Consider the following 21,953-nt stretch of genomic DNA (forward strand, 5'->3'; position numbering starts at 1 on the left):
GGCGCATGGTCCGTGCGGGCGATCCTCCGAAAGGGGAGGACAGGGCTCCACCCACCATCCGCCCAGCGACGCGGATGGCCCGAAGGGCGTGCTCGGAAGGCCGGATGCGGCTCGAACCGTCTCGGACCCACCATTGGAACGAGGTCTGAGACCCCGCCTCCCCACAATGAATGACGCACCCGCGCCCACCGCCTGACTGTGAACGGCGACCCTCAAACGGCACAGTGCCGGTTGCAATGCCGGAATAATGGGCGTCGCGGCGCAGGCCGCTCGAACGCATGGAGACCGGCGCTTTGAGTATCGGGACGCGGACATCATGATTTCGAACGCCTTGCGATCGTTCCGGGCAGGTTGGAAAAGAAGCCGGCTGGGTTTCCTGTCGGGTTTCGGCTCTTTCCTGCTGCTTGCCGCCCCAATGGGCGTGGCGTCCGCCGAAACGGCGCAGCTGGCACCGCAGACGCGGCTTCGCGTTTCCGTTGTGCAGTGGATGCCATTGAAAGGCGAGTACCAGACCTGGAATGCTCTGGGCGGTGAATTCGTCGTGTCCGACAAGAACACCATCACCTTGCCGGTCGTGGGTGATGTCGCGGTGGGCGACAAGACCCTGACGGCGCTCGCGGACGAGCTCGCAACACTCATCCAGACCAGGACGGGGCTTGCGGAAAAGCCGAACACCACCGTCGAGGTCGTGCGTTACCCGCCTGTTTATGTGGTCGGCAAGGTCAACAAGCCCGGCGAGTATGAGTTTCGTCCCGGCCTCACGGTTCTGCAGGCCCTGGCCCTCGGCGGTGGCGAGATAACCGCTCCGCCGGCCGGGCTCAATGATCAGACGGAACTGGTGGGCGGTCTGCGCGCCACCGAAAACGAAATCCTGCGCAGCCGCGCCCGCATCGTGCGGCTCGAAGCCGAAATGGCCGACGCTCGGAGCTTCAGCCCTCCCGAGGGCTGGGCGGCCCAGGCGGACAAGGTGCTGGCCCAGCAGATCGTCGCCCAGGAAAAGATCATTTTCGACGCGCGGCGCAATGAGGTGGAACGGCAGGGCAAGCGGCTCGCCGATCTGCGCGACCTGCTCAATGCCGAAATCGGCGTTCTGAGGAAGAAAATCGGCGCGTCGGACGATACGATTGCCTCGGCCGAGCGCGAATTGAAGAATGTGACGACCCTGGTGCAGAAGGGGGTGGCGACCGCATCGCGCCAGTCGGAACTGGAACGCCTCGTGGCCGATCGTCGTGCCGACCGGCTCGACCAGATCACCGCCGTGATGCGCGCGCAGCAGAGCCTTACCGAAACCAATCGCAGTCTCGACGGGCTGGCCGACAAGCGCCGGACCGATGTGGCGAGCGAGCTTCAAAGCGAACAGGCGAAGCTCGAGCAGGCCATTCTCCGACGCGACACGGCCCAGAAGCTCATCCTCGAAGCCATCGCCTCGGGCCGCGTCTCGGCCTCCGTGCAGAACGCGACCTTGCGCTACGAACTCGTGCGGCGCGAGAACGGAGAAGCGAAAACGCGGGACGTTTCGGAAACCGAAAGCCTTGAGCCGGGCGATGTGCTGAAGGTGGGAGTCGAACTCTCGACCGGTGCGGAAGCGGTTTCGGCCGCCTCCCCCTCAAGCGCGGCTCTTGCCATGGAAGCGTCCCAATGATCGGGCGGACTGCATTCCTGCCGACCCATTCGAGACGTGTCGCGTGATGGAACCGGGCGCATGAGGATCCTCGTGACGGGCAAGAGCGGCCAGCTCGTTTCGAGCCTCAGGGAAGCGGCCGGCGCGCGCCCGGATCTGGAACTCATCACGGCGGGGCGTCCCGAACTCGATCTCGCGAGACCGTCCTCCGTTCGCGCCAAGATATTGGCGCTCAAGCCCGATCTGGTGGTCAACGCCGCCGCCTACACGGCGGTGGACCGCGCGGAGGACGAGCCGGCGCGTGCTCACGCGATCAACACGAATGGCGCGCGTGCCGTCGCCGAAGCTGCCGGATCCATCGGCGTGCCGATTATCCAGATTTCCACCGACTATGTCTTTTCAGGCGACAAGCAGGATGAATATCAGGAGCGCGATCCGACCGGCCCCAACACCATCTATGGGCTGACCAAGCGGGACGGCGAGGAGGCGGTGACGGCGAGCAACTCACGCCACCTCATCTTGCGAACGGCATGGGTCTATTCGCCCTTCGGGCAGAACTTCGTGCGCACCATGCTGCGGCTCGCGCAAACGCGCGACACGATCCGCGTGGTCGCGGACCAATGGGGCAATCCGACTTCCGCGCTCGATCTGGCGGATGCGATCCTCGCGCTCGCGCTGCGCCTGGGAGAAGGGCCTTTCGGCATCTTTCATCTGGCCGGCTTGGGAACGACGAACTGGGCAGGTTTTGCGCGCCAGATCTTCGCCGAGAGCCGCCAGAACGGTGGTCCCTTTGCCGCCGTGGAAGACATCGGCACGGCAGACTTCCCTGCCAAGGCACCGCGCCCGACCAATTCACGCCTCTCTTCGCGCCATATCGCGGCGGAATTCGGCATCGAGGCGAGGCCCTGGCAGGAAAGTGTCGCCCGGGTCGTTTCGCGCATCCTGCGCGAGGGCGGCTCGTCGGGAATCGCCGCATGAGCGTGAGCACCGGGGCCCTGGAGGCGGCGCCAACGCCTGAGCGGTCGCGATCGCATCTCCATATCCTGAAATCCACGGCGGTGATCGGCGGCTCCTCGCTCATCAACATCCTCCTGTCGATCGTCCGGACCAAAGCGATGGCCGTGCTGCTGGGGCCGAGCGGCGTCGGCCTGATGGGCCTTTTTGGTGCGATCCTCGATCTCGCCCATACGGCGACGGAGTTCGGCGTGCAGCAGAGCGGCGTGCGCCAGATCGCCGAAGCGGTCGGCTCGGGAAACGAAACGCGTATCGCCCGCACCGCTCTCGTGCTGCGCCGCGTCTCGCTGGTGCTCGGGGTTACAGGCGCGCTCGTGCTGTTGGCCCTGTCAGCGCCGATCGCCTCATTCTCCTTCGACACGCCCGGCCATGCGGCCGGCGTGGCGCTCTTGTCGCTGGCATTGTTCTGCCGTGTGGTTTCGGCCGGTCAGGCGGCCCTCATCCAGGGTTTGCGGCGGATCGGCGATCTGGCACGCATCAGCGTGCTGGGGGGACTTGCGAGCACCGTCGTCGGCGTGCCGCTGGTTTATGTTCTCGGCGAAAACGGTGTGGCACTCTCGATCCTCGCCATGAGCATCGTCTCGCTTCTCGCCTCATGGTGGTTCGCACGAAAGGTTTCGATTTCGCCTGTCCGCATGAGGTGGTCCGAGACCAGCGCGGAAACGGTCGCCCTCTTCAGGCTCGGCATCGTCTTCATGGCGAGTGGGTTGCTGACGACAGGTGCGGCCTATGCCATTCGCCTCATCGTGCTTCAGAACGGTGGCATCGAGGCGGCGGGCCTATTCCAGTCGGCGTGGGCGCTCGGCGGACTTTATGCCGGCTTCATCCTGCAGGCCATGGGTACGGATTTCTATCCACGCCTGACGGCGGCGGCCCACGACAACGAGGAATGCAACCGGCTGGTCAATGAGCAGGCCCATGTTTCGATGCTGCTGGCCGGTCCGGGACTTCTCGGCACCCTGACATTGGCGCCGCTTATCATGCTGCTGTTCTATTCTCCGTCCTTCGTCGCCGCTGCCGATCTCCTGCGCTGGATCTGTCTCGGCATGATGCTTCGCATCGTTGCATGGCCCATGGGCTACATCGTGCTAGCCAAGGGCGCCGGGCGCATCTTTTTCTGGACAGAAGTTGCGGCGACGCTGGTGCAGGTCGGGCTTGCCTGGCTGCTTGTTCCCTGGCTTGGCCCGGTCGGTGCCGGCATCGCCTTTTTCGGCCTTTATGTCTGGCACGGCATTCTGATCTACCTTTTGGTGCGCCGGCTGACGGGCTACCGCATGAGCGGCGAGAATATCAGGCTCGGGCTCATCTTCCTGCCGGCAGCGAGCCTGATCTTCTCAGCCTTCCATCTGCTTTCCCTGCCGATGGCGACCGTGCTGGGGCTTCTGGTGACGTTCGCCGCCACGCTCCATGCATTGCGACAATTGCTGCGACAGTTGCCCGATACGGCTCTCCCGGTGCCACTGCGAAACCTGGTCGCGAAGCTGATCTGAATCCGGCAAAGGAAAAAGCGAAAGCCCCGGCAATCTCGTGACTGCCGGGGCTTTCGCTTCAGTGGGGGCGTCGGTCAGGCGGCCTGTGTCGTCAACTCCCGGACCTGTTTGATGGCGCGGTCGAAACTGTCGGCAACGATTGCGATCTGGTTCTCGGTCATGCCGGGAAAGAGCGGCAGGATCACCGCGCGGTTCTGGGCAATTTCCGAGTAGCCGAGCGCCGAACCTGCACGAAACGCCGTGCTGCCCTTGTAGGCCGGTTCGAGATGGCTGTTCATGATGCCGCGTCGCGTCGAAATCCCTTCATCGAGCATCGCCTGCATCACGCTTTGCTGGTCGATGCCGTTCTCGAGCATCACGGCATAGCTTTGCCAGTTGGAGCGAGCCCAGCGCGGCTCGCGGGGCGTCGAGACCCCGGAAAGGGATGCGAGGTGCTTCGTGTAGAGTGCTGCGAGCTTCCGGCGCTCCGCCACGATCTCCGGAAGGCGCTTCAACTGCTCCCGGCCGATCGCGGCCTGCAGGTCGGTCATCCGGTAATTGAAGCCGAGTTCCGGGTAGCTTTCGAAGATCACCTGCCGCGAACCGTGTCGGACCGCGTCCGACACTGACATCGAATGCTGCCGCCACAGGCGGAACTTGGCATCGAGCTTGGGATCGTCGGTGGTGATCATGCCGCCGTCGCCGGTGGTGATCACTTTCCGCGGATGGAACGAGAAGCAGGCCACGTCGCCATGCGGACGGCCGATCTTTCCCCAATTGCCGTCCCACAGGATTTCGCTGCCGATGGCGCAGGCCGCGTCCTCGATGAGTGGGATGGCCCGGCAGCGCGCGAGCGTGACGAGCCGCGCGAGGTCGGCCGGCATGCCGAGCTGGTGCACGCAGAGGATGGCCTTGGTGCGCGGTGTGATGGCCTTCTCGACCAGATCCGGGTCCATGTTGAAGGAGCCTGCCTCGACATCCACGAAGACCGGCACCGCGCCGCAGTAGCGGACGGCATTGGCGGTGGCGATGAACGAGTGGCTGACGGTGACCACCTCATCGCCGGGTCCGACCCCGACGGCCATCAGTGCGAGGTGAAGTGCCGTGGTACAGTTCGACACGGCGCAGGCATGCGCAGCACCCGTGTAGGCCGCGAACTCTTCTTCGAACGCCTTGATCTCGGGGCCTTGCGTGACCCAGCCGGACAGGACCACGCGGCGCACGGCCTCCACCTCGCGCTCGTCGAGCACGGGGCGGGCGATAGGCATCTGGGCGGAGCTCATTCGGCGGCAACGGCCATTGCGGCGCGCTCCTCCTGCCACCATTCCACGAGATCGACCAAGCCCTGCTCGAGTGAAATCTCGGCCTCGAAGCCCAGCATGTCGCGCGCCTTGGAAATGTCGGCCAGCCGGCGCGTCACCGCGTTCACCTTGCGTGCGGGCCCGTGTTCGGGTCTGGCATCCGACCCCATGGCACGAGCCAGCGTTTCAGCGAGTTCAGTCAGGCTCGTTTCGCGCCCGCTCGCCACGTTGAAGACTTCATCCGTCACATCCGATTTCGCGGCCAGGATGTTGACGCGGGCGATGTCGCGCGCGTCCACGAAATCCATGGTCTGCAACCCATCGCCGAAGATGAGTGGCGCTTTGCCGTCCGCGATGCGCTCCATCCAGCGGATGAGCACTTCCGTGTAGGCTCCGTGCGCGTCCATGCGCGGGCCGAAGACGTTGAAGTAGCGCAGTGCGATGTAGTCGAGACCCGACATCTCGGCGAAGGAGCGCAACAATCCCTCGTTGAAGGCCTTGGCCGCGCCATAGATCGTGCGGTTGTTGTAGGGGTGGTGATCCTCGCGCGTCGGAAAGCTTTCGGCGAGGCCCAGCACGGAAGCGGAGGATGCCGCCACGAGCTTGCCGACCTTGGCGTGGACCGCCGCCTCGATCACGTTGAAGGTGCCATCGGCCAGCACTTCCATGGCGAGGCGGGGTTCTTCAGCGCATTGCGTGATGCGGATCGCGGCCTGATGGAAGACGATGTCGATGCCTTCGAAGCTGCGGGCGAGCAGGTCGCGGTCGCGGATGTCGCCCTCGATGACCGTCACCAGGCCGCTCGGCAGGGCTTCGCGCAGGTTTTCGCGCCGGCCGCGCACGAAATTGTCGAGCACGACGATCTCGCGCACGCCTTCTTTCACCGCGAGATCGGCGATGTGCGAGCCGATCAGACCGGCGCCGCCTGTGATCAGGATGCGTTTGTTTTTCATGTCCCGTTTTCCCTGTCGAATGCGGCCCCGGCCGTGACATCCGCCTGTTCGCGCCAGCGCAAAAAGCGCGCGGGCACGCCTGCGACGATGGCGAAAGGCGGCACGTCTTCTGTAACCACGGCACCGGCACCCACGATCGCACCCTTGCCGACGGTGACGCCCGGCAGGATCGTGGCATTTGTGCCGATATCGGCCCAGTCCTCGATGCGGACCGGCTTGATCGCGAGATCGGTGCGGATCACCGGTACGTCGACCGGATCGCCGGTGTGCGCCGAGCCCAAGATCTTCGCCCCTGGACCCCAGCCGACGAAGGCACCGATCACGAGGTCGCGCGCGTCGAGAAAGGCTTGCGGGCCGATCCAGCTATTGTCGCCGATCACGCAAGTGCCGTCGAAGCGGCCCTGGATGTTGGCCTGCGCACCGATAAAGACGTTCTGCCCGATCTCGAAGGTTTCGGGATGACGGAACACGGCGCCGCCGCCAACCTGAAGCCCGGCACCGCAGCGCTTGGACAGCGCGCGAAGGATCGTCGCGCGCATGGTCGCGTCGAGAAAACCGGCTCCGGTCGAGAAGCGGTCGTAGAGTTCGATCAGACCTTCGCGGCTGTAGCTTTCGCGCAGGCTGGCGGCGAGGGTGGGTTCATAAGCCGGCTCAGGTGGGGCGGCGCGGCCATGAACCGCCTGAACGATGCGTGCCGTGCCTGCTCGGGGATCACGCGACATAGGCGAACTCCTTCACGGCCTGCGCCACCTCTTCGACTTGAGACAGCGTGAGCTCGGGATAAAGCGGCAAGGACAGCACTTCGCGCGCGGCTTGTTCGGAATGGGGGAAGTCGCCCTCGCTGTAGCCCAGATCGGCATGCGCTTCCTGCAGGTGCACGGGGATCGGGTAATGCAGGCCGGTCTGGATGCCTTGGGCGTTCAGGTCACGGGCCAGCGCGTCGCGCTCGGCTGAGCGCAGGGCGAAGACGTGCCAGACATGGCGGCGTCCCTCGGCTTCCGCCGGGAGCGTGATGTGCGGCGCCTCAGCCAACAGCGCGCGATAGTTCCTGGCATGGGCGCGGCGCTTCTCGGTCCACTCCTCCAGATAGCGCAGCTTGACCTTCAGGACCGCGCCCTGGATGCCTTCCATGCGATAGTTGAAGCCCTTCAGCACATGGTGATAGCGCTTGGACTGGCCCCAATCGCGCAGCATGCGGATCGTCTTCGCCTGCGCGTCGTCATTGGTGACGACCATGCCGCCTTCGCCACAGGCGCCGAGATTCTTGCCCGGATAGAAAGAGAAACAGCCGGACAGACCGAGGCTGCCCGCGCGCGAGCCGAAATACTCCGCGCCGTGGGCTTGGGCTGCGTCCTCGACGACGACGAGCCCGTGTTTTTCGGCAATGACGTTGATGGCGTCCATGTCGGCCATCTGGCCATAGAGATGGACGGGCAGGATGGCCTTGGTGCGCGGCGTGATCGCCGCCTCGATCAGCTTCGGGTCCATGGTGAGCGTCGCGGGATCGATGTCGATCAGCACGGGCGTGGCGCCCGTGTATGTGATTGCCGAAACGCTCGCGACGAAGGTGAAGGGCACCGTGATCACCTCGTCACCGGGACCGACACCTGCCGCGAGGAGAGCGAGGTGCAGGGCACTGGTGCCGGTGTTGACGGCAATTGCGTGTGCGGTCCCACAATAGTTGGCGAAGTCCCGCTCGAACGCGGCCACTTCGTCGCCCAAGACATATTGAGCAGAAGCCAGCACGCCGAGCACCGCCGCGTCGATCTCGGGCTTGATGCTCTGATACTGCGCCTTCAAATCGAGAAACGGGATCATGCGACGCGCCTTACGGGTTCGAGCTCGACGGGCCGGCCGCGCAGGGCCAGCGATTGGGTGGCGGCTTCGAGGATGCGCACGACGCGCAGGCCCGCGCGGCCGTCGGCCTGCGGGTTTGTGCCGGTTTCGATGCAGCCGATGAATTCCTTGAGCTCGGTGCCGAGCGCTTCGGTGACGTCGAGGCGAGGCGCCCACATATCCCCCGTGCGGTAGCCCACCAGCGCCTGATAGATCTTCTCGCCGTTCTTCTGCGGGTTGCCGTTGAGCGTGATGCCCTTGTCGTAGACCTTGATCTTCTCGCTGGGCTCGAGGTCATCGTAGACGATCATGCTCTGCGAGCCGCCGATCAGCGTGCGGCGCACCTTCACGGGCGCCAGCCAGTTCACGTGGATATGGGCGATCAGGCTGTTTTCGAAGAAGAGGTTGAGATAGGCGATGTTCTCGGGCTCGCCCGGCACATGGCTGACGCCGGTGGCCGACACCGCCACGGGCTGGAAGGGCAGCACATGATCCATGATCGAAAGGTCGTGGACGGCGAGATCCCAGATCACGCTGACATCGTGCTGGAAAAGCCCGAGATTCACCCGCACCGAGTCGTAGTAATACATGTCGCCGAGCCTGGTCTCGACCAGTTCGCGCATCTTCTTGACCGCGCCCGTATGAATGAAGGTGTGGTCCACCGCGAGCGTCAGCTTGCGCCGTGCAGCCTCGTCGACCAGCCGCTGGGCTTCCTCGGCCGATGAGGCGATGGGCTTTTCCACGAACACGTGCTTGCCGGCCATCAAGGCACTCATGGCGAGCCGGAAATGCGCGTGAACGGGGGTCGCGATGGCGATCGCCTGGATCTCGGGATCGCGCAGGATCTCGTCGAAATCATCGGTAAGCTTCACGCCGGGATAGCGTGTGGCAAGCGGTGCGAGGCGCTCTTTCCGCAGGTCGCAGACCGCGACCAGCTTCGCGCCGGGCGTATCGGCGAAGTTCCGGACGAGGTTCGGTCCCCAGTAGCCATAGCCGACGACGGCGACGCCGATCGTTGCCCCACTCATTGCGCCACTCATTGCAATGTCTCCTGATGGGAAGATGTCTGAGGCGCGTCACTGGCGCGCCCGATCACCGCGGCCGGCACGCCGGCGACGACTGCGAAGGGGGCCACATCGCGGGTAACCACGGCACCGGCACCCACGATGGCGCCTTCGCCGATCGTGACGCCGGCGAGGATCGTGGCGTTGGAGCCGAGCGAGGCACGAGCGCCGACAAGGGTTGGGACCACCGTCCAGTCGCTGTCGGTCTGAAGCGTGCCTTCGGCCGTCACCGCGCGGGGAAAGAGGTCATTGGTGAACATCACCCCATGACCGACGAACACGCCGTCTTCCAGCGTCACGCCCTCGCAGATGAAGGAATGGGACGAGATCTTGCAGTTGCGCCCAATCACGGCGTTCTTCTGGATCTCGACGAAGGTCCCGATCCGCGTGCCCGAACCCACCCGGCAGCCGTAGAGATTGACCAGATCGGGATGGTGGACGACCACGCCCTCGTCCAGAACTGCGCTTTGCGCGATCATGCCGTGCCTATCCCCCGAACTCGATGGCAGCGCGGAACCGGGAAACCGGTCGGCGCATCCAGAACCCCTGTCCAGAACCCGATGGCCAAACGTCTTGAATTGAAGCTTGGACCTCACGCGGCTGCATCCGGAAACGCGCCGCTTTCGGGTTCAAGAGAAAAGGAAAACGCCTTGTCGAGTAAACGAAAGAAAACTCGGTATTCGAGCATCCTAAAGCGGTAGGAGCGGCAAGCTATTTAGACTGCGCTCAATCAAGAGGACTGCTCCGACCGTCCACCACTGTTTGAGTCGACGTCGCTCTGCCATCACATCATGATCGAGGGCACTCTCCTCTGGATATGGGCGGCCGGGCTGCCGCCTTCTTAGACCTCAAGGGACCAGCGCCGGTGCGGATACTTGTCTACCCTCACGATCTCGGGATCGGCGGCAGCCAGATCAACGCCATTGATCTCGCCGCGAGCGTGGCCGCCCGTGGCCACGAAGTAATGGTTTACGGTGTTCCTGGTCCGCTGAATTCTCATATCGAGAAGCGCGGTCTTCGTTTCATTCCAGCGCACCCGCTGAAATATCGGCCGGCACCGACGCGCATCATGGAACTCGCGCGGATCGCAGGACGCGAGAAGCTCGACCTCATCCACGCCTATGAATGGCCGCCTTGTCTCGACGCCTATTATGGCGCCAGCCTCCTGATGGGCGTGCCGCTTCTCTGCACCGTGCTCAGCATGTCCGTGATGCCGGCCGTGCCGGCTTCCGTGCCCCTGATCATGGGGACGGAAGAACTGGGTCGCAAGGCCCGAAAGCGGCAGACGGCACCGGTCTGGGTTCTGGAGCCGCCGATCGACGTGGTTGAAGACCATCCTGGCATCGACGGCAGCGCCTTTCGGCAGGCGCATGGCGTCGACGACGTAGACTTGCTGGTGGTTTCGGTGTCGCGTCTGGCACTCGATTTGAAGCTCGACGCATTGGTGCGCGCGGTGGACGCTGCCGACATGCTGGCCGGCCGTTTCCCCCTCAAACTTGTGCTGGTAGGCGATGGGCCTGCGCGCGAGGCCATCGAGATGCGCGTGCGCGCCGTGAACGGGCGGCATGGCCGCGAGGTGATCGTGTTTCATGGTGCCGCGCTCGATCCGCGCACAGCCTATGCGGCCGCGGATCTCGTGGTAGGCATGGGCAGCTCCGCCCTTCGCGCGATGGCCATCGGCAAGCCGGTCATCGTGCAGGGCGAGACGGCGTTTTCAGAAGTATTCGAACCCGCGACACTCGAGACTTTTCTTTTCCAGGGCTTCTACGGCAATGCGGACAGCGAACCGGGCACGGCAAGACTTGCCCGCCAGATGGAGCGCTTGTTGTCTTGCGCGTCCTTGCGCGAAACACTCGGGAGTTTCGGCCGCAAAACCGTCGAGGAGCGCTTCAGCCTCGAAAGAGCTGCGGAAATCCAGCTCGGCATCTATCACCGTGTTTCCGTCGAGCGCCCCTCGCGCAACATCTCCGATGCTGCGAGCAGTGCATTGCATGCATTGCAGATCCAGCTCGACTACTACAGGCCCGGCAGGAAACGCGGCCAGAAGGCACAGACGGAGTCTCTTCTGAGAGCAGCTTGTGCGGGATTGTGGCCGCCTCCCAGACCCGTCTGACCAAGCTAGTCTGATCGAGCCGGGCAATCGGTAGGCTCACAGAACCCTTGCATCGTTGCCTTCTGGAGGCATGCCACGGCTATGCCTCCGGCATCCCCGTTCTCTGAGCGGGTCGAGGGCCTCGTGCCCGCTTCCATTCCACGGAGGCTGATCCGCCCGAAAGCGCGTTCGAGTTTGCGACGTATGATGAGCTTCAAAAGTGATGGATATGCCACGAGCGCTGCCGCGACGAAGCGGAAACCCAGCCGAGGTTTTCCTGTCGCCGCAAGAAAGCGTCCAAGATAGAATTCGTTGTAGCTGAAATGCTGCGGAAAGCGCGGTTTCAGGTCCTTGTTCTTCTTCATGAGCCGAACTGCGCCGATATGTTGGCGTCGATTGCTGCTGGAAACACTGTCGGCGGATGCAAAGGCCAGCACGACCGGTTCGAGATGCTCAAAGATCTTGGTCCGCCTTGCCAGCCGAACGGCGAAATCCCAATCCTCGTTGGCCTTGGCTCTGGGATCGAACCACTCGTCGCAGGGATAGCAGTCCCGTCGAAACAAGGCGTTCTGAACACTGAGCCGGTTTTCCCACAGGAGGTGTTCGAGTTGATCGCATTCCAGGCTGATGGCGTTTTCAGGCGCCGGCTCGACCGACACCTGTGGTAAGACACGTCTTTGACGATTGCCGCTTCGGTAAAGAAGCTTCGATCCGGTCACCGCTCCCACGCTTGGCGGCAAAGTCGCGAGAAGCTTCATCTGCCTGTCCAGCTTGCCGGGCAGCCAGATGTCGTCGCTATCCTGGAAAGCTATGAACCGGCCTTTTGCATGAGCGAGACCGGTATTGCGGGCTGCGGCCGCACCGCCATTCGCCGCCCGCCTGACGAGGCGGACACGTTCGTCGTTCCATTGTCTGACAACTGCCTCAATGTTCTCCGTAGAGGCATCATCGACGACGATGAGTTCCAGATCGGCATAGGATTGATCCAGAACACTCTTTGCCGCCCGGCACAGACTGTCGCTTCGGTTGTAGGTGGGCAGTATGACCGAGACCAAGCTCATTTCGTGCCTGAATTGGATTGACCGTTGGGTTGGACTGGTCGAGTGCGTCGCTTTCGCCCGCTAGATCGTTTTTGAGCTCGCCGTCGACGGCATTGCCGCCGTGAGGAAACCTTAGACCCCGAGATTGCCCGTCAAGGCGTCCGATCGCAATCCGAGCGAGCCTAAGCCAAAGGTCGGATCGGACCGGGCTCGAGCCCAAGGGCCCGAGCCCGATGACTTCTGCGCTCATGCTATCGGATGAGGATGGGGACGGAGAAGCCTTCTGTTTCCTGAAAGAAAGACATCCGTCTCTACCGGCGGTGGACACCTGGATGGGGCGGTCATGCGAAAAGTCTAATCGCGCGCTCGTTGCCTTTGTTCTAGGTCAGACGGAACGCGCGAAGCCGGGAAAAGGGGGACAGCGATGGAAGCCGCGAGTCATGCTTTCGGATCATCGGCCATGCTTCGCCGTCTTGGACGATCCGTCCGACAATGGAAATCCGGCTTTCACAAGCTATGCTGGGGCCTGCGAACGGTTGGTCCACGCGAAACGCTGGTGGGTGCGGGCAGGCTCGCCGGTTTGGGGTGGAAAAAGCCGGCCCGAGCCGAAGTCAGGCTTCGCTCGGGCTTCTCGCTCGAATTCGATTATCCCAGTCAGTTTCCCACCATGCCCGTGACGTTCGGCGATCTGGTCGATCCCGAATTCGCGTTTCTACGAAAGGTCTTCCGTTCCGACTGGGTGGTGATCGATGTTGGGGCATCCATAGGCCCGTTCAGCCTGTTCTGCCTTTGCCTTCCGGTCGGCCATGTCCATGCTTTCGAACCCAGCGCGGCGAATGTCAGAATGCTCGCGCGCAATGCCGCGCGAAACGGCGTCGCCGACAGGATCACCATCCACAAGTTGGCGCTCGGCGATGCGCCCGCGGAGGCGGTTTTCGAGACCACCCAGGAGACGTGGAACAGCCGGCTTGCCTTGTCGCAGGATGTCAGTGGCGAGCGCGTTTCAGTGCGCAGGGTCGACGACGAGATCGACCGGCTCGGTCTCGCCCGCGTTTCCGTTTTGAAGATCAACGTTGCCGGCTACGAACCGACCGTGCTGATGGGAGCGGAGGCTCTGCTCAAGGCGGGGCGCGCCGATATCCTGATCATGTTGCTGGGGCTGCCTTCGTTGCCCCATTACGCGCGCATCGCCCGTTTCGGCTATCGCTTCTTCTTCTATCAGCCGCGTCGCGGCACCCTGCACGAGATCGTGGCCTTCGATGAGGCCTCGGTGCTGAACCATCGGCCTTGGCCGGCGCGCCACATCATCGCGATCCGAGAGGGTGCGATGGAAGACATCCTGGCGCGCGGCGTCGCGATCCAGCCCCGCTGAAGTTGGATCGCCTGTTTTCAGAAGAAATCTACCCTCGAACTGGCTTCGCACGACCGCACGACTGTTTTGTCGAACTCATGGCGCGTGCCGTACCCGATGTTTTCGAGAGCTTTCGACGGGGCGCAGGGGTCAGCGATGGTGCATCGAGGATCCATGCGCCGCTGCCCAAGAGGAACAGAAACAGCACGTAGGTTCCGTTCCAGAAGTGCACTGTCCATCCCACGATGAAGAAGCCAGCCATCGAAATCAGATAGGCGGTGCGGTAAGCGGTCTCACGCTCGCCCAATCCCTTCTTGCGGCCGACCGTGAAAACGGTCCACAGAAAGGAGAACATGAAAAAGGTGGCTGCGGGCAGTCCATACATGATCGCATGGACAAGCCAGAACATGTCGACGCTGGGAACCATCCAAGCCGGCCGTTCATACTCGTTCATTCCGATGCCGAAAAGCGGATGATTCAGGGCTGTCTGCGATCCATACTGCCAGATCAGAAGCCGGTAATAGGCCGACATCGGATCAAACAAAGGCGCATGGGTAATGTAGAAGGCCGGCACTGACTGGGATGAGACGAGCGAGATCGTGCCATACATGGCGGTCAGCAAGCCCCAGAGAATTTTCCATCTGCCTTCGACCGAACGAAGAACCCCGTTCCAGGTCAGAAGCAGCCCCTGCACAACCAATGCGCTGATCGGACCGGAGGAAAGGCTCAGAAGGGCGGTGAAAAGGACAAGCCCTGACTTCAGCCACCGTTTCGGAAGCGAGACTCCGTATCCGAGTACCAGATGTGTCAGCGCAAATGCGCCGCCGCACGAGACACCGAACAGGATCGGATGCTCGAATGGTCCCTGGACACGGAAAAGGCCCCAGCGCAGATCCATCCAGTTGACCTCGATGGTCGGCAAGATCGTGCCGAACAAGATCAGCAGGAGTTTGCGGCCGGCAAGGAGCTCGATGAGTGCAAAGGGCAGCAAAGCTACGACAAGCGTGAACAGCAGCCCGACCATGCGCTTGAAATCATCCGCATCGCGGATCAGGCAGCGCGCGATCAAATAAGGGACCATCGTTTCGATCATCAGAATGGCACCCGACTGAACGGCCGTGCCGATGCCATGAACGACGGCTAGGCTGAGCGTCGACCACAGGCAATAGCCGAAAAGAGCGAGATCGGCCGCTTTGATGCGTCCTGCTGCGCCGTTCAGCCACATGGCGAGAATGGGCAGGAGAGCGGCGAGCAGAACGAAGCGATAAGGGGACATCCGCACAGGGCCGACATAGATGACCCAGGGAATGATGAGGCTGACCAGAAATGCCACGATCAAGGGCTTCAGGCCTGCTTTGACCTGAGCGTCGCGGGTGCCGGCTTCTTTTCCCAAACGAGATCGGAACGCGGAGCGTGGAGCGCCTGCTGCACGCCTGAGTTCCATAGCATGAGCTGCTTGCGCATCCGCTGAAACAATGCTCATCACGCATTCCCTAACGCGCCACATGATAAGTCCCGCGCCGGACGAGACTGTGCGAGGAGCGCCTTGAACTGGCGGACGGCGCCGTGTCTTGTCCGGACCGGGAACCATGTCGACTTGGTGGTCGCCGGCAGGGTTTGGGTCCACAGCAGACAGTGTCGCTAATCTAGCGAAGCGGGGTTTGGGCAACGATTAGACCGTTGGGCGTAGTTCCCCTATGTTTATTGAGAGCAACATCGCCCAGCCTGCCACTTCGAACGCGTCTCGACGAGTCGACATGTGCGGTTCATTCCCGGAATGCGCGGGCCATCTGGTCCATGAGGGGCTTGAGGATATAGGACCAGGCACTGCGCTCGCCCGTCTGGATCTGCACTTCCGCAGGCATGCCGGGCAAGAGCTTGCGCTGGCCGTGAAGGCATGCGTTTTCGTCGGCAAGATCGATCCGGGCGGAGTAAAAGGCCACCTGGGTTTTCGGATCGCGCACCAGATCGGCGGAGACGCGTTCGATCCTGCCTTCGCAGACCGGTGTCGTGGTCGTGTCGAAAGCCGAGAATCGAACCAGAACCTTCTGATCCTGGCGGACATCGTCGATGCTTGCAGGCTGCACGGAGGCATCGATCACCAGACCGTCCTCATTGGGAACGATCAGCATTGCCGTTTCGCCCGCGTCGATCACGCCACCCACCGTATGGACGGCGAGTTCCTGAACGGTGCCATCCTGTGGAGCACGGATATCGATCTTTGCGAGCGCGTCCTGTGCAACCAGTTTCTTTTCTACCAGCTCGGCTTCCTGGCCCTCGGTGTCGCGAAGATCCTTGTTGGCCTCCGAACGCATCTGCTGGTCGATCTGGATGACTTGCAGCTTCACCTCGCTGATCTGGTTCTCGGTTTCTGCGATGGCCGAAGTTAGGCGGCCAGCTTCGCCGCGCTGCTTGGACGCTTCGAGCTGGAGATTGCTGACGCGCTCCATCGAGACGAGTTTCTTGGAGAAAAGCGTCTGAACATTGGCCAGGTCGCCGTCGAGGGTTGTCAGTGCCTCGTCGGTGGCGCGCTTTTGCGCGTTCAGGCCTTCGATCTGGCGACCGAGCTGTTCGACGCGCGCGGTGAGCTGTGCCTTCTGTGCCTCAAGCGCCTTTTGGCGGCTGCCGAACAGCGCCTGCTCGCCGGCCAGCAGATTCCCGATCTCGGGCTCCGCACTGCGGGACAAGAGGTCAGAAGGAAATTCGATCGTGTCGCGCCCGATCCGCTCCGCTTCGAGCCTTGCACGCCGCGCAAGCGTACGGTCGTACTGCTTGTTGACGATCTGCAGGTTAGAGCGCGTCATGGTATCGTCGAGGCGCAGCAGGATCTGTCCGGCTTTCACCTGTTCGCCGTCATGAACGAGGATTTCGCCCACCGTGCCGCCTGTGGGATGCTGCACCTTCTTGACGGCACTTTCCACCACCACCGTGCCGGGCGCGATGACGGCGCCGGCGAGTCTGGTGGTGAAGCCCCAGACGCCGATACACAGAAGAAGCAGCACGCTCGTCGTCAGCCCGAGGATCATGGCGGCGCGAATGCCATCGCGGTCGCCCTTTTCGGCCCACAGGCGCGCACGGGTGAGAGAGCCGGTCAAGAATGCGAGGAGGGCGGCTCCAAAGGCGGAAAAGCGTCCCGCTTTCCTCGGCGCGCGGCCGTCGCGCGGCGCCATGGTCGGAACATCGGCGCGCAATGCCGGCATGGTGATCATGGCCGCTTGTCTCCGCTGCGAACCAGGCCGAACGGTCGCGGCTCGGTCGGGGCCGGACGACGCAGCCGCGCCAGCACCTCGTCGCGCGAGCCGAAGGCCTGAAGCGCGCCTCCCGCCATGATCAGAAGCTGGTCCACGTTGGCGAGGGCCGCCGGCCGGTGCGCAACCACGATCACGATGCCGCCGCGCTCGCGCACGCTGTCGATCGCGAAAGACAGTGCCGCGTCCCCATCGGCATCGAGGTTGGAGTTGGGCTCGTCGAGCACCACGAGAAACGGATTGCCGTAGAGCGCGCGCGCCAGGCCCACCAGCTGGCGCTGCCCGGCCGAGAGCGCCTTGCCCGCATCGCCGACACGCGTCTGGAAACCCTGAGGCAGGCGCAGGATCATCTTGTGCACGCCTGCCGCCTGGCTGGCCGCGAGAATGGCGGCGGGATCGGGATCCTCGTCGAAGCGCGCGATGTTTTCGGCGATCGTTCCGTCGAACAGCTCGATATCCTGTGGCAGATAGCCGACATGGCGGCCGAGCGCTGCGGCATCCCACTGGTCGAGCGACGCCCCATCGAGCCTGACCGTGCCGCGCATGGGCAACCAGGCGCCGACCAGCGCACGGACGAGCGTCGACTTGCCCGAGCCGCTCGGCCCGATGATTCCCAGGCGCGTGCCGGCCTCGACCCTGAATCCGACATTGGCGATAAGTGGTTGAGCTTCTCCGGGAGGGCCGACGGCGAGGCTCTCAACCGTGAGGCATTCCTCCGGCCGCGGCAGCACCATGGTCTGATGGGTTGCGGTGAAACGGTTGAGGAGACGGTTGAGCTTTGTCCAGCTCTGCCTGGCAGCGACGATTCCCTTCCAGTTGGCGATGGCGATATCCACCGGTGCCAGTGCGCGCCCGAGCATGATGGAGGATGCGATGATGACGCCCGACGACGCTTCGCCGTTGATCACCAGATAGGCGCCCAGGCCCAGCATCAGCGACTGCAGCATCATGCGCAGCGAGCGTGAAAGCGACCCCATGGATCCTACCACGTCCGAAAGCTTCTGCTGGTTCCGGAGATGATCGGCGCTCATCGTTTCCCACCGGCGGGTCAGCCGATCGCCAAGTCCCAGGGCATGGATCACTTCGGCGTTGCGCCGGCCAGCCTCTGCGATCCCGCGCCGCCTGTTGCCCGATTCGATCGCCCGCTTGGCGGAAGCGCGCCCCAGTCGCTCGGCCAGAACCGTCAGCGTAACGATGAGAATGGCACCTCCGGTCGCGAGCAGGCCGAGATCGGGATGAAGCAGATAAATCAAGGCGATGTAGAAAGGTATCCAGGGCAGGTCGAAAAAGGCGGTCGGCCCCGTGCTCGACAGGAAGCCCTTGATGGTATCGAGATCGCGAATGGGCTGCACGGATGCCCCTTCGGGACCCGCACGCAGGGGCAGGGCGAGCGATATCGCGAAAATGCGTTTGTGCAAGAGACGGTCCAGGCGATTGGCGATGCGCACCATGAGGCGGAGTCGCACGAAATCGAGCAGGCCATAGGCCGTGAAAAGCAGGAGCATGACGAGCGTCAGGCCGACCAGCGTGGGCACGCTATGGGAGGGAATGACGCGGTCGTAGACCTGAAGCATGTAAAGCGAGCCCGTCAGGGCAAGCAGGTTGAGCATCGCTGAAAACAGGCCGACGCCGAAGAAGCCGGTTTTGCAGCGCTTCAAGGCATCGCGCAACTCGGCGCTGGCTGCTTCCTTCATGGGGGTTCCGATCAATTGCTGGCGGACGCTCTTCAGGGCCGGCTCAGGACACGGCAGGCGAAACACTTCCGAAAACGGAATGTGCTCGGTGGAACAGGCCACGCCTGAATGATTGCGCGGCCTGTTCTTTGGAGTTGAGTCGATCGACCGGCGGCGTCATCAGAGCCGCCGGCTTCTTCAGGAAGGCGGAGGGCGCCTCAGACGATGATGTCGGCCGCAGTCAGTGCCAGATGCGTTCCATCAAGGGCCACGTTGAACTCGAAGCCGTCCACCTGCCCGTGAACATGCGTCGTGTCGCTGTCTTCCGTGACCCAGATATGGCCGTCACCCTTGCCCTCGCCATAACCGTCGAACAGGAAGGCTTGAGCGCCGCCGCGTGCGACACCAGGGTCGATCATGCTGAAGTCGAGCTTGTCGCCCTTGGCGAAGTCGGCCACGCGGTCGCCATCGACGCTGAACTTCGAGCTGAAAACGAAGGTGTCGTTGCCGGTGCCGCCGTAAAGCGTGTCCTTGCCGCCCCAACCATTCAGCACATCGTTGCCGCTGCCTCCGAAGAGGCTGTTGTTGGCATCGTTCCCGGTGATGGAATTGTCCAGGGAATTGCCTCGGCCATTGATGGCATCGCTTCCGGTGAGGTGCAGGTTTTCGATGGAGCTCCGCCCAAGCGAGTAGGACACGGAGCTTTCAACCGTGTCATTGCCCTGGCCAGACAGTTCCACCACCTTGTCGCCGGCATGATTGACGATAAATGTATCGTCTCCCGTTCCGCCCTTCAGCACGTCGGCGCCGCTCGTTCCATGATGGGTTGTGTCGTCTGCTGCCGGTGGTGCCGGCGTCGGTTTGGTGGGGGCAGGTGTCGGATCCGGGGCTGCCGGGCTGGTTGGGTGAGCATCGGCGACGGGCGTGGGCCATGACTTGCCGATTTCGACATTCCCCGACATCGCGGGGCTGTTGCCGTTCACCGAATAGTATCCCCACGATCCCGAGCCGAGCTGGTTGTCGGTGATCTGGACGTTCGTGATCTTGTTGCTGCTGCTGAACTGTCCGTCGGAATAGATCGTGTAGCCGCCACCAGCCAGATAGTTGTCGGACACCACGACATTGTCGACCGGACCGAAATAATTGTCGATCATGATGGCGGAAGTCTGGCCGTAATCGTTGATGACAGTGTTGTGCCGGATCGTGATGTCGTGGCCGCCATTGATTTCGATGCCGTCGAAATGGGCTTCGGGGCCGCCAGACATGTCGTGAATGTAATTGCCCTCGATCAGGCTCGGTCCGCCCGTCACGATCCCGTTTTCGTTCTTCGAGATGTCGTTGTATCGGAAAGTGCCGCCGCCCATGATGCCATTGGTACCGCCGACGATATCGCAATATTCGACCGTGGCGCCTGAGTGACCGTCCACGACCTGAACCGAATTGTAGCTGTCGCCGACGATCTTGCAGTCTCGAATCGTGACATTATCGGCCTCGATGCGGAGCGTGCCGTGGATCTCCAAACCACTGATCACTGCACCCGGTGTCGTGACCACGAGATCGTCGACCGTCTTGAGTGTCGTGCCGGGACGGACCCCGGTGGTCGACGCTTCAGGAAAGCCTGCCAACGTGGCGGTTGAACTGAGAGGCATCAGGAATTCTCCAAATTTTCGCAGCGCGCACGCCGCGACGATCCCGGTCAGAGAACCAGGAGCCAGAAAGCCCAGCGAAGGAAAGCTGGAAACGAAGCCCGATGAAATCGGGGCGTTCGAGAAAACCCCCCCTCGAATCGCGCCTTAGACCAGACTTAAGCAGCGTGGCCACGCTATGGCTTAAAGGTGGCGAATTTTATGCAAATTTACGGCTAAAAGATGAATATAGCTCTTTAGGACTATAACATTGTTACTTATAAAGGATAGGTAGGGCGTAAAAACGGCTTACAACTATAAGTAAAGTGAGGGTATGCTGATTTTTGCATATCTTTATGAAACGTAATGCGATCAGAGTGACTTAGCATTCAAAAGGGAGGTTGCACGACGCTGCGTCATCCGAAGCGACGACCGACACGATTAGCGTCGACGGACGGTTGGTCTGATGCGTGTCGAAATGTGCGACCGTCTGCCACGCATGAACGCGTTCAAGCGGCGATTTATCATCCGGTCGCACATGGAAACACCGAAAGGAGTGCTGCAAGGGGCCTCCATTTGAGGCAATTCGGCGGCACAAAGCCTGGTGTAGAGAACTGGCATCCGTTCCTGCGGGCAGTTTTCAGGCGTTCGGGCTTCCGTGAAGCGATCCTGTCAGGGCCGCGCGGAGAGACGCGCGATGCACACGCCCCAGCGGTGCGCGCAGGGCAGCGCCGAGCGCGACGCCCAGGCGAAAGAATTCAGTCGCGAAGCGGCCATGCCGGCGGCCGTAATCCCGTATCCGGTTTGCCGTCAGCATGCTCGACAGAAACGGGTTCGTTTTGGCTTCACCACCGATATGGGTGGCCTGTGCAGAAGGAATGAAGTCGATGCGCAAGCCGCTCTGGCGAACCCGGCGCATGAAATCGACCTCCTCGCTGTAGAGAAAGAAACTTTCGTCCCAGTCTCCGACACGGGCGCGCGCCTCGGCACTGATCATCAGCGCGGCTCCCGTTGCCCATTTCACGGCAGCGCGCCGCTGGTAGAGCCGGCTGTCCGCGATCACCTCTCCGACCCCGAGCCTGCGTGCCAGCTTCCCCCCGATCAAGGCTTCCGACCAAGCCGTCAGGATGGATGGCTCACGCCTGAGCGAGGGCGCGAGCGTCCCGTCCCCATGCATGATGCGAGGAACCGTGACACCCACTCCCTCATCACCCAGTGCCTCTCGGAGTAGCCTTGCGCAGCCCGGCATGAGGCGGATATCGGGATTGAGCACGAGCAGATCGCTTTCCGGGCCAGCAAGTTCCGCAGCGGCGTTGATCGCGGTGGCGTAGCCGGCATTGCGCCCCATGCGCACGAGTTCCGGCTTGGTGAAATGGAAAGCCGCGAGTTCCGGGGAGGCATCGCGGGAATCGTTGTCCGCCACGATCACCCGCACATTCTCGACGCCGTTGATGCCCAGAGGAAGGGAGTCGAGCAGGCCGGGGAGCACTTCCCCGCTGTTATAGGTGACGATGATCACCGCCAGCGGCGCCGGCTGCGCGGCGAGGGGATATTCCGCTTCCGTTGAAACGCCGAGCGTCGTCATGATTCCTCGCGATGGTCCGGTTTCCGAGTTTCTTGTGCCGGCCCAACTCTAAAGAGCGTCAGGCGTACGGGGACAGGGAGA

16 protein-coding genes and 2 pseudogenes are annotated in these 21,953 nt (G+C 62.6%); 5 read left to right on the forward strand and 13 right to left on the reverse strand.

Annotated features, from left to right (window positions below):
* The first annotated feature begins 316 nt into the window (after positions 1-316).
* From NGM99_RS04825 to NGM99_RS04835, 3 genes are read left to right on the forward strand one after another with little or no spacing between them, the layout of a single operon-like run.
* Positions 317-1,642: a polysaccharide biosynthesis/export family protein gene (locus NGM99_RS04825; RefSeq protein WP_252816521.1), complete on the forward strand. Its 1,326-nt coding sequence runs from the start codon at positions 317-319 to the stop codon at positions 1,640-1,642.
* Between the two features lie 60 nt (positions 1,643-1,702).
* Positions 1,703-2,599: a dTDP-4-dehydrorhamnose reductase gene (rfbD, locus tag NGM99_RS04830; protein WP_252816523.1), complete on the forward strand. Its 897-nt coding sequence runs from the start codon at positions 1,703-1,705 to the stop codon at positions 2,597-2,599.
* Positions 2,596-4,125, forward strand: a complete 1,530-nt coding sequence (locus tag NGM99_RS04835) for an O-antigen translocase (protein WP_252816525.1) — start codon at positions 2,596-2,598, stop codon at positions 4,123-4,125. The genes rfbD and NGM99_RS04835 overlap by 4 nt, the downstream gene beginning before the upstream one ends.
* Positions 4,126-4,199: 74 nt before the next feature.
* On the opposite strand, the gene NGM99_RS04840 is transcribed toward NGM99_RS04835, so the two are convergent.
* The 7 genes and pseudogenes from NGM99_RS04840 to NGM99_RS21890 all read right to left on the reverse strand — a co-directional run.
* Positions 4,200-5,372: a DegT/DnrJ/EryC1/StrS family aminotransferase gene (locus NGM99_RS04840; RefSeq protein ID WP_252816527.1), complete on the reverse strand. Its 1,173-nt coding sequence runs from the start codon at positions 5,370-5,372 to the stop codon at positions 4,200-4,202.
* Positions 5,373-5,383: 11 nt separating this feature from the next.
* Positions 5,384-6,358, reverse strand: coding sequence for an SDR family NAD(P)-dependent oxidoreductase (locus NGM99_RS04845; RefSeq protein ID WP_252816529.1), 975 nt, complete (start codon positions 6,356-6,358; stop codon positions 5,384-5,386).
* Positions 6,355-7,080 carry an acyltransferase gene (locus NGM99_RS04850; protein ID WP_252816531.1) on the reverse strand — a complete coding sequence of 242 codons (726 nt, stop codon included), beginning with the start codon at positions 7,078-7,080 and terminating at the stop codon, positions 6,355-6,357. Before NGM99_RS04850 ends, NGM99_RS04845 begins: the two co-directional genes overlap by 4 nt.
* The gene (locus NGM99_RS04855; RefSeq protein WP_252816534.1) at positions 7,070-8,176 is read right to left on the reverse strand and encodes a DegT/DnrJ/EryC1/StrS family aminotransferase; all 1,107 of its coding nucleotides are present in this window, start codon (positions 8,174-8,176) and stop codon (positions 7,070-7,072) included. The genes NGM99_RS04850 and NGM99_RS04855 overlap by 11 nt, the downstream gene beginning before the upstream one ends.
* Complete coding sequence (locus NGM99_RS04860) at positions 8,173-9,222, reverse strand: Gfo/Idh/MocA family protein (protein WP_252816536.1); 1,050 nt, start codon at positions 9,220-9,222, stop codon at positions 8,173-8,175. Before NGM99_RS04860 ends, NGM99_RS04855 begins: the two co-directional genes overlap by 4 nt.
* Before the next feature lie 65 nt (positions 9,223-9,287).
* A pseudogene (locus NGM99_RS21885) lies at positions 9,288-9,518 on the reverse strand (DapH/DapD/GlmU-related protein); the annotation flags it as partial.
* Between the two features lie 3 nt (positions 9,519-9,521).
* Positions 9,522-9,737 (reverse strand): annotated as a pseudogene (locus NGM99_RS21890) (LbetaH domain-containing protein); the annotation flags it as partial.
* A gap of 386 nt (positions 9,738-10,123) precedes the next feature.
* Here NGM99_RS21890 and NGM99_RS04870 point away from each other — a divergent pair.
* Positions 10,124-11,371 carry a glycosyltransferase family 4 protein gene (locus NGM99_RS04870; RefSeq protein ID WP_252816541.1) on the forward strand — a complete coding sequence of 416 codons (1,248 nt, stop codon included), beginning with the start codon at positions 10,124-10,126 and terminating at the stop codon, positions 11,369-11,371.
* Between the two features lie 5 nt (positions 11,372-11,376).
* Here NGM99_RS04870 and NGM99_RS04875 read toward each other — a convergent pair whose 3' ends face one another.
* Positions 11,377-12,411, reverse strand: a complete 1,035-nt coding sequence (locus NGM99_RS04875; protein WP_252816542.1) for a glycosyltransferase family 2 protein — start codon at positions 12,409-12,411, stop codon at positions 11,377-11,379.
* Positions 12,412-12,850: 439 nt separating this feature from the next.
* On the opposite strand from NGM99_RS04875, the gene NGM99_RS04880 reads away from it, so the two are divergent.
* Positions 12,851-13,762, forward strand: a complete 912-nt coding sequence (locus tag NGM99_RS04880) for an FkbM family methyltransferase (protein ID WP_252816544.1) — start codon at positions 12,851-12,853, stop codon at positions 13,760-13,762.
* Positions 13,763-13,790: 28 nt separating this feature from the next.
* On the opposite strand, the gene NGM99_RS04885 is transcribed toward NGM99_RS04880, so the two are convergent.
* From NGM99_RS04885 to NGM99_RS04905, 5 genes are all read right to left on the reverse strand, one after another.
* A complete protein-coding gene (locus NGM99_RS04885) occupies positions 13,791-15,224 on the reverse strand; it encodes an O-antigen ligase family protein (protein WP_252816546.1) in 1,434 nt (477 codons plus the stop codon).
* Between the two features lie 283 nt (positions 15,225-15,507).
* Positions 15,508-16,950, reverse strand: a complete 1,443-nt coding sequence (locus tag NGM99_RS04890) for an HlyD family type I secretion periplasmic adaptor subunit (RefSeq protein ID WP_252816548.1) — start codon at positions 16,948-16,950, stop codon at positions 15,508-15,510.
* On the reverse strand, positions 16,947-18,683 hold the full coding sequence (locus tag NGM99_RS04895; RefSeq protein ID WP_252816550.1) for a type I secretion system permease/ATPase: 1,737 nt from the start codon (positions 18,681-18,683) through the stop codon (positions 16,947-16,949). Before NGM99_RS04895 ends, NGM99_RS04890 begins: the two co-directional genes overlap by 4 nt.
* A gap of 197 nt (positions 18,684-18,880) precedes the next feature.
* Positions 18,881-20,311 (reverse strand): calcium-binding protein, encoded by a 1,431-nt coding sequence (locus tag NGM99_RS04900; RefSeq protein ID WP_252816552.1) that lies wholly within the window; start codon positions 20,309-20,311, stop codon positions 18,881-18,883.
* A gap of 616 nt (positions 20,312-20,927) precedes the next feature.
* The gene (locus tag NGM99_RS04905) at positions 20,928-21,872 is read right to left on the reverse strand and encodes a glycosyltransferase (protein WP_252816554.1); all 945 of its coding nucleotides are present in this window, start codon (positions 21,870-21,872) and stop codon (positions 20,928-20,930) included.
* Positions 21,873-21,953: the final 81 nt, after the last annotated feature.

Source organism: Mesorhizobium liriopis (assembly GCF_024053505.1).
GTDB lineage: Bacteria > Pseudomonadota > Alphaproteobacteria > Rhizobiales > Rhizobiaceae > Mesorhizobium_B > Mesorhizobium_B liriopis.